This is a genomic window from Pseudomonas sp. UYIF39, assembly GCF_029963765.1.
GTDB lineage: Bacteria > Pseudomonadota > Gammaproteobacteria > Pseudomonadales > Pseudomonadaceae > Aquipseudomonas.
The window spans coordinates 53839-68993 of record NZ_JALBYU010000020.1 but is presented as its reverse complement, the minus strand read 5'-3'; the positions used below and the strand labels follow the sequence as shown (position 1 = coordinate 68993).

Here is a 15155-nt window from a genome sequence, read left to right as displayed (position 1 = left end):
TTGATGAGTATTAATACTTTCGTAAAAAACAGTTACAACTCTGGCGAGGTCCTTGCACCACCCCCATTACCCCCTTCATGACTCATGACTTCGAGGCGGCTGGTGATGGACAGAAAAGCGCGGTACCCCTTCAAATGGTTCGGCCTCCTGACGCCTCTGGGCGTTCTTGTGACAATGACGCTGGGCACAGCGACTCTGCGCGCCAGCCCCATCGACGACGAGCGACAGCCAGAACCTTCCGACCCCTCGGCTTACCACGATGAAGCGGCTGACAAAGCGGCGGCGTTGAACGCCATTTTGACCATGCCCGAGGCCAACAAGGATTCCTTCGATTTACCCGGGGGCGTCAAAGGCAGCAAAGACACCACGCGGGTGGAAAACATTCTGCCGCCGGTGGTGCAAACCAGTTTCAACTACCCCACCAACGGCAAGCCAAGTCCACTGTATGGCGCTCAGCCGTTTACTCAGCAGTTGGTGCTGTTCGAAGAATTCGGCCCGGAAAAACTCGACCCCACCACACCGGCGGCGCCGTTGGGTTTTCCACCGGCAGCCATCGGACCGTTGCCACAGCAGGACCCCACCAGTGCGGCCCGCAGTGCGCCACCGAGTGCGGCACTCGACGCCTTTCTGCGTCAACCAGGCTTGACTCCGTTCCCCAGCCAGTATTCCAACGTGGTCGACCGCAATCCTTGGCAGAAGCAGATTGAGTTTTTCCTCAACCGCCGCATCGGCTCGTCGGCTGAAGGCCGTCCGCCAGGAAAAGGTTGGTCGCACCAGCGCTGGAACGAGTTTTACCCGCAAATGGCCTACAAGACCGTGCAAACCGGCGCACGGTTGAATACCGGTGGGCGTGATAGTCGTCAGATGCACCGCTATGCCGTGGGCGAGTTTGGCCCAGGCGGCCTCTATCACAACGTGGCTGGCGTACCGGCGACCGATGGCACCGCCAAGGGCGTCGATGCGCGTTTCCACCCGAAAATGCCGGTGCAGAACCACAACTCGGTCTGGACCTTTGATGGCACCTTGCCGCCAAAATTGTTGATGGTGCGTTACGGGCAACCCGTGTTGATGCGCCATTACAACGGCTTGCCGATCGACCCGTCGGCGAACATGGGGTTCGGTTTGCACACCATCAGCACCCACGAACACAACGGCCACACACCGGCGGAAAGCGACGGTTATGCCAATGCGTTTTTCTTCCCCGGGCAATTTTACGACTATCGCTGGCCGATCCAGTTGGCCGGCTACGACAGCATCAACACCAAGGCTGAAGACCCGCGTGCAGCCTTTCCGTGCGCACCGGGCGAAACCCTGTGGACCAACGACCTCATCCCCAGCCGCAAGACCTGCGAAAACGGCACCATCAAAATCCGCGGCGACTGGCGCGAAACCATGAGCACCCACTGGTTTCACGACCACATGCTCGATTTCACCGCGCAGAACGTCTACAAGGGCAACGCGGCAATGATGAACTACTACAGCGCCCTGGACCGCGGCAATGAATCGGTGAATGACGGCGTCAACCTGCGCTTTCCAAGTGGCAGCGCCTTGCCTTGGGGTAACCGCGACTATGACGTCAACCTGCTGTTTGCCGACAAGGCGTGGGATAAAAACGGTCAACTGTGGTTCAACCCGTTCAATACCAACGGCTTCCTCGGGGATCAGGTGCTGGTCAACTGGCAGTGGAAACCGACCCTGGATGTGCGCGCCCGCAGCTATCGGTTCCGCATGCTCAATGGCTCCGTGTCGCGCTTCTTCAAACTGGCGCTCGTGCGCGAGATCAAGGGCACCAGCGGGGAGTTCCAAGGGCCTGCCGGGTCGGGAGTGTCGTATGCCCGCGTGCCATTCCACATGATTGCCAACGACGGCAACATTATGGAGCACAGCGTGCCGTTCGACGGCAGCATGGACCTGGATGCCGACGGCGATAAACAGAACCACAACGCGATCCTGCCAACCCTGGGCATTGCCGAACGTTTCGACATCATCGTCAACTTCTCGAAAAACGGGATCAAACCGGGCGACAAGCTGTTCTTCGTCAACCTGCTGGTGCACGAAGACGGCAAGGGCCCGAAAGAACCCGTCTCCCTGGCTGACGTGCTGTCCGAGAAATACCGGGCGATCCTCAAGCAAACCAGCAAGGGGCCGAAGTGGGAGGACGGTGATCCGGCGGTAGGCAAGGTGTTGCAACTCAACGTCAAGGCCTACACCGGCCAGGACCTGGCCATGGATCCGGCAGCGTACGAACCGGCCAAACCGGGCAAAGCCGAAGGCTTGGTGATGATCCCGCTGAAGATTCACCGCGACAACACCGCCGACAAGGCGCTGCTGGCCAAAGCCCGTCACCGCACCTTCACCTTCGGCCGTTCCGACGGTACCGATGAAGCACCGTGGACGGTCAAGACGGATGGCGGTTTCGGTTTCTCCATGGACCCACGTCGCTTGAACACCGCGACCCAGCTGGCCAGTGGCCCCACCGATGCCGGTGTCGCCGGTTTCGGCACCCTGGAAGTGTGGAACATCAAGCTCGGCGGCGAGGGCTGGAGCCACCCGGTGCATGTGCACTTCGAGGAGGGGATCATCCTCAGCCGCGGCGGCAAGGTGCCACCGGAATGGGAAAAATGGGCACGCAAGGACGTGTACCGCATCGGCTCGGAAAAGGATGGCCTGGACAGCGTCGAAATAGCGATCAGCTTCCGCGAATTCGCCGGGACGTACATGGAGCACTGTCACAACACGCAGCATGAGGACAACTCCATGTTGCTGCGCTGGGACATTGAAAAACCTGGGCAATTCCAGCTGATGCCGACACCGCTGCCAAGTTGGGATGGTGTGCGCTACGTGAACTCCGCCGCGCTGCCAACCTTCCGCACTGGCGACGGCTCCGGCCCCAAAGAGGTGGTCCAACCATGAACCGCGAGGGAGCCGACATGAAAATGCATACGCCGCGCTCCCGCGCCCTGGGCATGCACTTGATTTTGATGTTGGTCACCTGCCTGCTGGCCAGTCGGGTGCTGGTGGCTCATGAAGCTGCTCCGTCGGTGTCAGCGTCACCGACGGAGTCGGCGACGCCCTGGGGCGGCGATTACTTCCCCAACACCTTGCTGACCGATCAGGACGGTCGGCAGTTGCGTTTCTTCGATGATTTGATCAAGGGCAAGGTGGTGGTGATCAATTTCATCTTCACTTCGTGCAGCGACTCCTGCCCGCTGGAAACCGCGCGCCTGCGTCAGGTGCAGAAGTTGCTGGGGGACCGGGTCGGCCAGGACATTTTTTTCTACTCCATCAGCATCGACCCCTTAAGCGATACACCCGATGTGCTCAAGGCCTACGCACAACGCTTCAAGGTCGGGCCGGGCTGGAAGTTTCTCACCGGGGAATTTGCCGACGTCACCGACCTGCGAAAAAAACTCGGGCTGTTTATCGAAGGTGTCGACAACGGCCGCAGCAAGGACCACAACCTGAGCTTGATCATCGGCAACCAGACGACAGGCCGCTGGATGAAATCTTCACCTTTCGAAAATCCTTGGATTCTGGCCGATCAGTTGGCCAACACGCTGCAGAACTGGAAGCAGCCCAGCGTTGAAGAAAACTACGCGAATGCGCCCGAGATTCGCCCGCCGAGCAACGGCGAAGAACTGTTTCGCACCCGTTGTGCGTCGTGCCACAGCCTGGGGCCGATGGACGGGCAGGGCATCGGCATGCGCAGCATCGGCCCGGACCTGATCGGCGTCACTCGCCTGCGTGATCCGGCCTGGCTGAGTCGCTGGATTCGCGAGCCGGACCGCATGCTGGCGGAAAAGGACCCGATCGCGATGGAACTGTTTGAACGTTTCGACAAAATCCCCATGCCCAACCTGCGCCTGGATGAGAACGCGGCGCAGTCCATCGTGGGTTTTTTGCAGGAAGAAACCGATCGTCAGCAACCGCTGCAGGCCGCGCAAACGCAATAGCGGCTAAATACTATCAATGGAGCCGTCAGTCTCGATCAATGCCGCCTACACTGATCCGAAACGCGGCTGAAAAGGGCTGAAACAAGGCATTCGGGAAGGTCCTATGCAGATACAAGGACAACAAAAAATACCTGCGTCGGCGATATCGGCAGCAGAAAGCAAGGGCTGGCGAGGACAGTTCAATTTGCTGCGCTGGTTTTCCCTGGGCAGTTTTTTCATCATCGCCGCCGTGGCGATGGGGTTGGGCTATGTGTCCACGCGCTTCGTCGTCGATGAGAGCATCGAGCGCGATTCCATGCTGACGGCGCAGTTCATTCAGGCCATTGGTGATGCGGAAATTCGCCATGCCGGCATCACCCTGAAAAGAACCATGGGCGAAATGCTCGATCCGCGCGATGACAATGCCTATCCCGACGTCGATCCGGCGTCCCGTGCCGCTGCCCGCATAGAGTTTCTCGATCATGTCGAAAACCTGCCGGACACGCTGTTGGCGGTGGTGTACGCCCTGGATCGCACCGTGGTCTGGTCGACCAATCCGAAAATGATAGGCATGCGCGTCCAAGGTGATGAGGAACTGGACGAATCCTTCGAAATGAAGGAACTCGTGTCCACCAGCTACCACGAAATCGATGAGGAACGTCCCGAGCAGCAGCTGCTGCGTGAGCCTGAATTTCTGTTCATCGAGAACTACATCCCGATGTTCAATGCCGACAAAAGCAAAGTGATCGCCATGGTGGAGATCTATAAGGAACCCTCGGACCTGGTGGAACGCATTCAGCGCGGTTTCAGGTCGATCTGGCTGGCAACCCTGCTCGGCGGCCTGGCCACCTACCTCGGGTTGTTCTGGATAGTGCGGCATGCGGCAATGCTGCTGCAGAGTCAGCAGAAACAACTGATCAGCAACGAGACCTTCGTCGCGCTGGGGGAAATGTCCTCGGCGGTGGCTCACAGCTTGCGCAATCCGTTGGCCAACATTCGTTCCAGCGCCGAACTGGCTCAGGAAATCGCCAGCCAGAGCGCGCAGAAGAACATCGGCGACATCATCAGCCAGGTCGATCGCATGTCGCGCTGGGTTCGGGAGTTGCTGGTGTCATTGCGACCCGTGAACGACGACTACGAAACGGTAGACCTGATGCTGGTCATCGACGACACGTTGAGTGCGTTTGACCCGTTGATTAAACGCTCCAGCATCGACGTGCGTTTCACCCCTCGGATTTGTCCGCCGATCGTCAGCCAACAGGTGCTGCTCACGCAGATTCTTAATAGCCTGTTTGCCAATGCCCTGGAAGCCATGCCCAAGGGCGGCGTGCTGAGTATCGATATCGAAACGCCGCAGCCCGGGCATGTGCGCATGACGCTGAGCGACACTGGCAAAGGCATGAACAAACAGCAGCAACAAATGGCATTCAAACCATTTTTCACCACCAAACAAGGAGGGTTGGGCGTGGGCCTGGCCCTGGTCAAAAGAATAATGGAGCGTTTCGAAGGCTCGGTCGAACTGACCAGCCGAGAGCAGGAAGGAACCCGCGTTTGTCTCAATTTTAAAGTGGCAACGGGAGGGGACTATGGAGCACAGCATTCTGCTGGTCGAGGATGATGAACTCCTCGCCGAGAATATTCAGACCTACCTGGAGCGCAAGGACTTCGAGGTAACGGTCTGCCACTCGGCTGAGGGCGCGCTGGAGCAATTGGGCACTTTCGTCCCGGACGTGGTGCTGACCGATAACTCGCTGCCGGGCATGAGCGGTCACGACCTGATCCAGAAGCTGCGCATCAGCGCGCCGGATCTGAAAGTGATCATGATGACCGGCTATGGCAACGTCGAAGACGCCGTGGTGGCGATGAAGGAGGGCGCTTTCCATTACGTCACCAAACCGGTGGCGCTGCCGGAGCTCAAGCTGCTGCTGGACAAGGCCCTGGCCACCGACCGAATGGAACGCACACTGTCGTTCTATCAGGAACGCGAAGCGCAGAAGTCAGGGGTGCAGGCCTTGATCGGGGAATCGGCACCGATGCAGTACCTGAAAAGCACCATTGGCCAGTTAATCGAGGCCGAGCGGCGCATGGCCAATACCGATCTGCCTCCGGTGTTGGTGGAAGGCGAGACCGGCACCGGCAAGGAACTGGTGGCCCGTGCGTTGCACTTCGACGGCCCGCGCAGCAAAGGTCCGTTTATTGAATTCAACTGCGCTTCGATTCCTTCCAACCTGGTGGAGTCGGAACTGTTCGGCCACGAGAAGGGCGCCTTCACCGACGCCAAGGACCGCCGCGTCGGGCTGGTGGAAGCGGCCGATGGCGGGACGCTGTTTCTCGATGAAGTCGGCGAGATGGACCTGTTGCTGCAAGCCAAACTGTTGAAACTGCTGGAGGACCGGACGATCCGCCGGGTCGGCTCGGTGAAGGAGCGCAAAGTCGATTTGCGGGTGATCAGCGCCACCAACTGCAACCTTGAACAAATGGTCCAACAGGGCAAGTTCCGCCGCGATCTGTTCTTCCGTTTGCGGATCATCTCGATCAAGGTGCCGCGCCTGTATGCCCGTGGCGCGGACATCCTGCTGCTGGCTCGACACTTCCTGGCGATCCACGGCAAACGCTATGGCAAACCGAACCTGCATTTCAGCGATCAGGCCGAGGAATTGCTGCTCAGCTACAGCTGGCCGGGCAACGTGCGCGAGTTGCGCAACATGCTTGAGCAAACCGTGTTGCTGGCCCAGAGCGACACCGTCGCAGCCCATCAATTGAACGTGTGCCTGAGCCTGGTGGATGAGCCGCTGTTGTTCCAGCAAGAGCCGCAACACTATGAGCCGCGTCCGGTCTACAACGGCACCGAGTCCATGAACCTGCCGGAAGTCGAGCGCGACATGGTGCGCAAGATGCTCGACAAGACCGACTGGAACGTCACCAAGTCCGCACGGCTGCTGGGCCTGAGCCGCGACATGCTGCGCTACCGAATTGAGAAGCTCGGCCTCGCGCGCCCGGACAAACGCCAGTGGTAGGCCTTATTGCATCACTGGCGCCTGACGGCTGAGGCACGCGAGCAGGCACGTAGGGTCGAGGACTTCTTCGTTCACGTAGACACCGCGTTGCTGATCGTAGGAGCGGATGAACACTCGAACCGTGGCATCCGCTACTGTCGGCAATCTTGAGTCGTAGAACTCATGCTGGCTCGAAATGGGGATGAAGTCCTGAGGCGCTGTCGGGATGTACGACCCTGGCGGCACCGTGCTCAGTGACGGGGGCACGGGGTGAGCGAAGGGTTGGTCGGCTCCGTAATAGCTGAACTCACTGCTGTATTCGGTAGTGGGTGTCAGGCTGTCGTCTGCGTGAGCGCCAGCGGTGGTGATCAGGCAGAGGGCGAACAGTAGTCTCAGATCGGTTGTTTTCATGGCAGCACCTGCGAAATCGGTTTTTCCCGCATTTCCCCAAGGTCATTAACTATAGCTGCCGTACGAGCGCGCGTTCGCGAGGCTCGGATTACAAGATTTGAACAAAGACTCAATGGGGTTTTTCAAAACCCTGATCTAGACTCGTGCCGGTCAATCAAGACCCCAGTCTGGAGCGCGCAATGGAAATGCCGACAAAAGAAAAAACCATCGCCAGCAACCGCGATGCCTGGAATGACTCCGCTCGACACCACAAAGACACCCCTGAATGGCGGGCCCGTTTGACGGCGGTCAGTCACCTGGATTTTTGCTGCATGGACGACACCCTCCGAGGTTTGCTGGAACAAGTGGGTGTCGACGGCAAAGACATGGTGCAACTGGGCTGCAACAACGGCCGCGAAAGCCTTTCGTTGTTTGCGCTGGGTGCACGCAGTGTCGTAGGCGTCGATCAGTCCGAGGCTTTCCTCGATCAGGCGCGGGAACTGGCGTCACGCTCGCCCCATGCGCCTGAGTTCATCGAGGCAGACATCCATCACCTGCCGACTGAACTTCATGGTCGCTTCGACGTGGCCCTGATCACCATCGGCGTATTGAACTGGATGCCGGACATCGGCGAATTCTTCCGCCATGTCGCACAAACCCTCAAGCCCGGTGGCAGCCTGGTGGTGTACGAAACCCACCCCTTCCTCGAAATGTTCGACCCCGAGTCCACCGATCCGTATCGGCCGGACAGCTCGTACTTTCGCAGCGAACCTTTCGTGCAGCACCAACCGATCGTCTACGAAGGCGAAGTCGACCAGCAGGCGGCTTCGTCCTACTGGTTCGTCCACACCCTGGGCGCCATCTTCACCGGCGCCATCGACGCCGGATTGCAGATCAGCCACTTCAAGGAGTACCCGCATTCCAACCGCGAGGAACTCTATGATCGGTATGAGCAGCAAACGGCGCAGTTGCCGTTGTGTTTTACGTTGGCTGCGCGCAAGCGAGCAGTCTAATCAGAAGAGTCTCTTAGAGCGTCGAGTGATTGACTGAATGACCCGGCTGCGCGCAGAGATCAATGCCAAGGGCGTGAATGACTTTTAAAACCGTATCGAAACGTGGTTTTGCACCTGGTGCGAAGGCCTTGTACAGGCTTTCGCGGCCCATACCCGAATCCTTGGCTATCTGTGTCATTCCACGCGCTTTCACCACATAGCCGATAGCGCGAAGAAACTCTTCGTTGTCGCCGTCTGCGAGCACTTGCGAAAGGTACTCGCTGATGGCTTCGTCACTGTCCAGCAGAGCCGCCATATCGAAAGTAGTCAAAGTCTGGCTCATGTTTAAACCTCCTTTGCCAATTTTTTCGCCCGCCTGATGTCGGCGGTTTGCGAAGATTTGTCACCACCCGCCAACAGCACAATGACGACGATATTTCGCATAGTGAAGTAGACCCGATAGCCTGCACCGACGTCCACGCGCATTTCGGAAACACCATCACCCACCGGTTTGATATCGCCCAGATTACCCGCAGAGGCACGGTCAATGCGACGAGCGATGGCTAACTTCGCCCGCAAGTCACGAACTGAGGCATGCCATGTCGCGAAGATCATAGTTTGTTGAATAAGATAGTTCATTACTCAAATGTATCCATATGGATACGAGTGATCAGTCAGGCAATTCCTTGGTTGTGTATGTTTTTTCCCTGAAGTGTGTGGGCTATGGGCTGTCTGAACGGACCTATTCGCGGTGCTGCTACCGTCCGCTATCCTTGCTCCACGCACATTGAACGGTTTTTCCCATGCTTTCGGTCCAAGGCGTCTTCAAAAGCTACGCCACTCCCCAGGGCCCACTGCCGGTTCTGCAAGGTGTCGACCTCACCTTGAAACCCGGCAGCAGCCTGGCGTTGATGGGGGAGTCGGGCAGTGGCAAGAGCACCTTGCTGCACCTGATTGCCGGGCTGGACAAGGTCGATCGCGGCAGCATCCGCAGCGGCGAACATCGGCTGGAGCAGATGAACGAAGGGCAATTGGCGAACTGGCGGCGGACCGAAATCGGCTTGGTGTTTCAGCAGTTCAACCTGATCGGCAGTTTGCGCGTGGAGGACAATCTGGCGTTCCAGGCACGACTGGCGGGGCGCCATGATCCGCGCTGGCAGGCGCATCTGGTGCAACGTCTGGGCTTGGGTGATTTGCTGCAGCGTTATCCGGAACAGCTGTCCGGCGGCCAGCAGCAACGGGTCGCGCTGGGCCGGGCCCTGGCGTCGCAACCCAAACTGTTACTGGCCGACGAACCCACCGGCAGCCTCGATGAGGCCACCAGCGATGAGGTCTTGAAGTTGTTGCTGGAGTTGCTCGACGACAGTCCCACCACCTTGTTGATGGTCACCCACAGCCCACGGGTTGCCGCGCGGCTGGCCGAAAAAGTGGTGCTGCACGGTGGTCGTCTGGCTGGCGCGGACGAGCGCTGAAGTGCGGGTCTTTCGCGAGACGCTGCGGGCGCTGCTCAGTCATTGGCGACAGCACCCGGTGCAGTTCTTCAGCGTGCTGACCGGGCTCTGGCTCGCCACAAGCCTGCTGACCGGCGTGCAGGCGCTGAACAGCCAGGCGCGGGAAAGCTATGCCCGGGCCAGTCAGTTGATCGGCGGCGAACCTCAGGCCAGCCTCAGTTCACCCAGCGGTGCGACCTTCTCCCAGCAAATGTTTGTCGACCTGCGCCGTGCGGGTTGGCCGGTGTCGCCGGTCCTGCAAGGTCGGGTGACGCTTAAGGGACATGACGACCAGCGCTTGCAGCTGATGGGGATCGAGCCGGTGTCGCTGCCCGCCGGTTCCGCAGTGGCTGGGCAGGCGTTGGCGATTGAGCAGGTTGTCGAGTTTTTCAGCCCGCCGGGCAGTACCTGGATTTCGCCGCAGACGATGCAAACACTGGGTCTGCATGAGGGCGAAGGCCCCCTGACTTTGAGTGGTCAGGCATTGCCGCCGCTGCATGCCCAACCCGATATGGCCCCCGGTGTGTTGTTGGTGGACATCGGCTTCGCCCAGCAGATTCTCGGCCTGCCGGATCAGCTGTCACGCCTGCTGCTGCCGAAGGATTTCGCCGCGCCCCTGCCTGATCAATTCAAGGGTCAACTGCAGCTCAAGACCAGCGGTGAAGAGAACAATTTGTCGCGCCTGACCGAAAGCTTTCACCTGAATCTCGATGCGCTGGGTTTTCTGTCATTCGTGGTCGGTCTGTTCATCGTCCACGCCGCGATCGGCCTGGCGCTGGAACAACGCCGTGGCTTGCTCAGAACCCTGCGCGCCTGCGGTGTCAGTGCTCGGATGTTGATTGCCTGTCTGGCGGTTGAACTGGGTGGGCTGGCGTTGATCGGCGGACTGGTCGGGGTCGCCAACGGCTACCTGTTGGCCAGCGTGCTGTTGCCGGATGTCGCCGCGAGTCTGCGCGGGTTGTACGGCGCCGAAGTGGCGGGGCAGTTGAGCCTCAGTCCGTGGTGGTGGCTCAGCGGCGTCGGTCTGAGCCTGCTCGGCGCGTTGCTGGCCGGGGCCAACAGTTTGTTGCGGGCCGCGCGCCTGCCTTTGCTGGCCCTGGCCGACCCGCAAGCCTGGCATCAGGCTTACGCGCGCTGGTTGCGGCGTCAGGGTTGGGTTGCCGTGATCGCCGCGGTGATCGCACTGCTGGCGTTGATCTTCGGCGACAGCCTGAGCAGTGGCTTCGTGTTGATGGCGGCGCTGTTGATCGGCGCAGCACTGGCGTTGCCGGTGGTGCTCAACACTGTGTTGAACCTGGTGCTGCATCGCAGTCGCTCGGTGCTCGGCCAATGGTTTCTCGCCGACTGCCGTCAGCAACTGCCGGCCCTGAGCCTGGCGCTAATGGCGCTGTTGTTGGCGCTGGCGGCGAACATTGGTGCGGGCAGCATGACGGCCGGTTTTCGTCAGACCTTCAGCGATTGGCTCGAACAACGCCTGACCGCCGAACTGTACGTCAATCCGCGAAATCCGGCCCAGGCCAGAGAGCTGCAAACCTGGCTCAAGCAGCAACCCGGACTCACGGCAGTGCTGCCCAGCTGGCAAGTGTCGATCCAGTTGCAAGGCTGGCCGGCGGACGTCTTCGGCGTGATCGATCACCCGACGTATCGCCAGCATTGGCCGCTGCTGGAAGCCTTGGGCGACAACCCTTGGGACCGACTGGCCAAGGACGACGCACTGATGCTCAGCGAGCAACTGGCCCGTCGGCTGAAGGTGCGTCTTGGCGATCACCTGACGATTCCCACACCGAACGGCACATGGTCGCCACGGATCGTCGGCATCTACGCCGATTATGGCAATCCCAAGGGCCACATTCTGGTCAACGTCAACCATCTGCTGCGCGGCTGGCCGCAGCTGACACCAAGCCGTTTCAACCTGCGCATCGACCCGACGTTGATCCCTGCCTTCCAGACCGCGCTGCAAACCCGCTTCACGCTGGAGGACAGCCGCATCGTCGACCAGGCCCGGCTCAAGGGGTGGTCGACGCAAGTGTTCGAACGCACCTTTGCCGCGACCGCCGCGCTCAACAGCCTGACCCTTTGTGTCGCGGGTGTGGCGCTGTTCATCAGCCTGTTGACGCAAAGCCAGAGCCGCCTCGGGCAACTCGCCCCCCTTTGGGCGCTCGGCGTGACCCGCCGGCAATTGATGCTGCTCAATCTCGGCCAGACCTGGTTACTGGCGGTGCTGACCCTGGTGCTGGCGTTGCCGTTGGGGATCGCGCTGGCGTGGTGCCTGGACACGGTGATCAACGTTCAGGCCTTCGGCTGGCGCTTGCCGCTGCGGGTGTTTCCGCTGCAACTGTTGCAGTTGATGGGGTTGGCGCTGTTGGCGACTTTGCTGGCGTCGGCGTGGCCGCTGTATTCGCTGTACCGCACGCAACCGGCGGATCTGCTGAGGACGTTTGCTCATGAAGATTAAGGTCGGCGTGTTGCTATTGGCGTTATTGAGCGGGTGCGACAACTCGGCGCCTGTTGAGAAAGGCTTCGCGGGGCTGGGTCAGCAGGCCGCCGCGTTTACGCCGGTGGTGCCCGGTCGGGTGTTCAGCTTTCCGGCGGATCACGGTCCTCATGACGGTTTTCGCATTGAGTGGTGGTACGTCACAGCCAACCTCAAGGACGATCAGGGACGCGAGTTCGGCGCGCAGTGGACATTGTTTCGCAGCGCCTTGAAAGCGACGCCCGAAGTGGCCGGCTGGGGTAATCAAATTATCTGGCTTGGCCACGCAGCCGTGACGTCGGCGACAGTGCATCACGCCGCCGAGCGTTACGCCCGTGGTGGCGTTGGCCAGGCTGGTGTGAGCCTCACGCCGTTCAACGCGTGGATCGATGATTGGCGTTTCAGCAGTCAGGGTTCCGACCCTATGGCGGATCTTCAACTCAGCGCCCGGGACAAGCATTTTGGCTATCAACTGCGGCTGACCTCCACACGTCCTTTGGTGCTTCAGGGCGACAAAGGCTTCAGTCAGAAGTCCGAACAAGGGCAGGCGTCGTACTACTACAGTCAGCCGTTTTTCCAGGCCAATGGCACACTGGAAATCGACGGTAAAACATATCAAGTCAGCGGCCCGGCCTGGCTCGACCGGGAATGGAGCAGCCAACCCCTGACCGCCAATCAGACTGGCTGGGACTGGTTTTCCCTGCACTTGGACAGCGGCGAACAGGTAATGCTCTACCGCATGCGACAGAAGGACGGAGCGCCTTACCTCACCGGCACCTGGATCGACGCTCAAGGCCAGACGCAGTTGCTGCACGCTGCCGACATCAGCCTCACACCGCAAGACACCGCCAACGTCGCCGGACGTTCGATGCCGGTGCGCTGGTCGATCAAAATCCCCGACAAACACCTCGACATCACCATCAGCGCGCTCAATCCCAAGGCGTGGATGGCGTTGCGCATTCCCTATTGGGAAGGGCCGGTGCAATTGAGCGGCAGCCATAGTGGGCAGGGTTATCTGGAAATGACCGGGTATTGAGTCGGAACTCTCGGCAGATCGATGGCCTTCTAATTCTAGAAGCCCGGTCACTGGAGCCCGCCATGAGTGAAGACCTGAATCCGCCTGACCTTGATTCGTGGCAAAGATTCGCCTGCCGTGAACGTCGCCCAGGAGGTTGACGATCCCGATGATTGAGGCGTTCTCCAAGAAACTGCGAACACTCCCGGATCAGCGTCTATGCTCATCTGCGCAGAGGACGCTGGACGGTGGTTCAGCGCTCGTTGCTGCCTCCAATTCACAGGGAATGTACCGCTTATGAAACTTCACACACTGACCAAAGCCATCACCCTTGCGACCCTGCTGTCTGCCGCCAGCGTTAGCGCCATGGCTGCGGACATCCCGCTGTCTGCCTTTGTGGAGGCGGATCAGGTCACCACCAAAGTTATCTCGGTCGATGCTGCCAGTCACCAGGTCGTCCTGGAGGGGCCGGAAGGTCGTCAGGTCCATGTGCAATTGACCGACAAGGCCAAAAACCTCAAAGCGCTGAAAGTCGGCGATCAAGTTAACGTCAAGGTTACCCGCTCCGTCGCTGCCTATCTCGACACCGATGTCGACAAAGGCCTGCCTGGCACCGTCGAACGCGCTGGCGAAGTCCGCGCAGCCCCCGGCAGCGACAACCCGGGCGGCGAAGCCTACCGTCAAGTGCAGGTCCAACTGATAATCACCAAAATCGACTTGAAGAAAAACCGGGTAACCTTCAAAAACCCCGCAGGCCAGTCTAAGACCGTTGACGTCGTCAGACCCGAAGTTCAAGCGAAATTGAAAGACCTGAAAGTTGGACAGAGTGTCGTTGTGACCTATACCGACATATTGACAGTGACCAGCAAGCACTGAAGTTGAGTGTTAGCTCTATATGTTGTTTGTACAACTTTTTTGTATAAGTACAATCAGTTTTAATGGTCTACTGGTGAGTTATGGCGGTCTGCAAAATAGTATTTGGGCCGACATTTAATCGGAGGTTGTTTCGATAAATTTCATGCTCATATACGCGGACATATTCGAAAACTTCAATTAAAATACTCCCCGTTCGCCCAGTGTCAGGGCTCTTTACCGGTGCATGGATTGCCAGGCCATTACACTGGGCGAACACCTTCTCGACGTGCGATACGCATTTGCAGCAATACGCTGTTCCCCTGAACACCGCCTCCCGTTTGCCATTCCGCTACCTCAATCACAACTTCAAACCGATCCGCAAACTCGGTAACTCCGATCTCGTCTTGCAGCACAACGAAGTCATCAGCCTGAAACTGGCTGTCGCTTCGATCGACGGTGTCGTCATTGGCCCTGGCGAGTATTTTTGCAAACACGGTTATGTCGAAGGCATGGAGCTCTCATTTGGTGAAGAGCGCAGCGGCATCGATGGCGGGATCTGCCAACTGAGCAACCTGATTCACTGGATGGCGATTCACTCGCCATTGGTCGTGGTTGAACGGTCGAACCACAGCTTCGATCCCTTTCCTGACGAAGGGCGAGTACTGCCTTTCGGCTCTGGTGCAGCGATCTTTTACAACTACATCGACCTGGTGTTGCATAACCCGACCGATCGCCATTTTCAGTTGAAGCTCAATGTCGCCGAGCAACAGTTGGAAGGGGAGTTGTTGTGCGATCAGGCGAGAGAGTTTCGATATCACGTTTATCAACTCGGGCATCGGTTTGTGCGAGACGGTGGGCGGGTGTTTCGCGAGAACGAGATATGGCGGGAGATCAGGAGCAAGGGGCAGGCGAGTCAGGTGTTGAAGAGTGAGCGGCTTTATAAGAATCGGGTGATGGTTAAGTATGAGGTTGAGGAAAGGTTGCTGACCTGAAGTGCATTAAAAAACGGGCG

13 protein-coding genes are annotated in these 15155 nt (G+C 59.0%); 10 read left to right on the top strand and 3 right to left on the bottom strand.

Annotation, left to right across the window (positions count from 1 at the left end; all coding sequences use genetic code 11):
- Positions 1-105 precede the first annotated feature (105 nt).
- The 4 genes from MO767_RS23150 to MO767_RS23135 all read left to right on the top strand — a co-directional run bounded on the left by MO767_RS23150 (position 106) and on the right by MO767_RS23135 (position 6949).
- Positions 106-2913 carry a multicopper oxidase domain-containing protein gene (locus MO767_RS23150; RefSeq protein WP_282482403.1) on the top strand — a complete coding sequence of 936 codons (2808 nt, stop codon included), beginning with the start codon at positions 106-108 and terminating at the stop codon, positions 2911-2913.
- Complete coding sequence (locus MO767_RS23145; protein ID WP_282482402.1) at positions 2910-3953, top strand: SCO family protein; 1044 nt, start codon at positions 2910-2912, stop codon at positions 3951-3953. Before MO767_RS23150 ends, MO767_RS23145 begins: the two co-directional genes overlap by 4 nt.
- 103 nt (positions 3954-4056) lie before the next feature.
- The gene (locus tag MO767_RS23140; RefSeq protein WP_282482401.1) at positions 4057-5550 is read left to right on the top strand and encodes an ATP-binding protein; all 1494 of its coding nucleotides are present in this window, start codon (positions 4057-4059) and stop codon (positions 5548-5550) included.
- On the top strand, positions 5519-6949 hold the full coding sequence (locus tag MO767_RS23135; RefSeq protein WP_282482400.1) for a sigma-54 dependent transcriptional regulator: 1431 nt from the start codon (positions 5519-5521) through the stop codon (positions 6947-6949). Before MO767_RS23140 ends, MO767_RS23135 begins: the two co-directional genes overlap by 32 nt.
- 3 nt (positions 6950-6952) lie before the next feature.
- Here the strand turns inward: MO767_RS23135 and MO767_RS23130 are convergent, their stop codons facing one another.
- Positions 6953-7339 carry a hypothetical protein gene (locus MO767_RS23130; RefSeq protein WP_282482399.1) on the bottom strand — a complete coding sequence of 129 codons (387 nt, stop codon included), beginning with the start codon at positions 7337-7339 and terminating at the stop codon, positions 6953-6955.
- Positions 7340-7518: 179 nt separating this feature from the next.
- On the opposite strand from MO767_RS23130, the gene MO767_RS23125 reads away from it, so the two are divergent.
- Complete coding sequence (locus MO767_RS23125) at positions 7519-8331, top strand: class I SAM-dependent methyltransferase (RefSeq protein ID WP_282482398.1); 813 nt, start codon at positions 7519-7521, stop codon at positions 8329-8331.
- Positions 8332-8344: 13 nt separating this feature from the next.
- Here the strand turns inward: MO767_RS23125 and MO767_RS23120 are convergent, their stop codons facing one another.
- On the bottom strand, positions 8345-8653 hold the full coding sequence (locus tag MO767_RS23120; RefSeq protein ID WP_008153842.1) for an addiction module antidote protein: 309 nt from the start codon (positions 8651-8653) through the stop codon (positions 8345-8347).
- Between the two features lie 2 nt (positions 8654-8655).
- Positions 8656-8949: a type II toxin-antitoxin system RelE/ParE family toxin gene (locus MO767_RS23115; protein ID WP_282482397.1), complete on the bottom strand. Its 294-nt coding sequence runs from the start codon at positions 8947-8949 to the stop codon at positions 8656-8658.
- 164 nt (positions 8950-9113) lie between these two features.
- Here MO767_RS23115 and MO767_RS23110 point away from each other — a divergent pair, with 164 nt between their 5' ends.
- The 5 genes from MO767_RS23110 (at position 9114) to MO767_RS23090 (ending at position 15135) form a co-directional block, all read left to right on the top strand.
- Positions 9114-9782, top strand: coding sequence for an ABC transporter ATP-binding protein (locus MO767_RS23110; RefSeq protein ID WP_129443274.1), 669 nt, complete (start codon positions 9114-9116; stop codon positions 9780-9782).
- A gap of 1 nt (position 9783) precedes the next feature.
- On the top strand, positions 9784-12255 hold the full coding sequence (locus tag MO767_RS23105) for an FtsX-like permease family protein (RefSeq protein WP_282482442.1): 2472 nt from the start codon (positions 9784-9786) through the stop codon (positions 12253-12255).
- Positions 12245-13309, top strand: a complete 1065-nt coding sequence (locus MO767_RS23100; RefSeq protein WP_282482396.1) for a lipocalin-like domain-containing protein — start codon at positions 12245-12247, stop codon at positions 13307-13309. Before MO767_RS23105 ends, MO767_RS23100 begins: the two co-directional genes overlap by 11 nt.
- A gap of 276 nt (positions 13310-13585) precedes the next feature.
- A complete protein-coding gene (locus MO767_RS23095) occupies positions 13586-14164 on the top strand; it encodes a hypothetical protein (protein ID WP_282482395.1) in 579 nt (192 codons plus the stop codon).
- A 278-nt stretch (positions 14165-14442) separates the two neighbouring features.
- Positions 14443-15135, top strand: a complete 693-nt coding sequence (locus MO767_RS23090) for a VanW family protein (protein ID WP_282482394.1) — start codon at positions 14443-14445, stop codon at positions 15133-15135.
- Positions 15136-15155 lie beyond the last annotated feature (20 nt).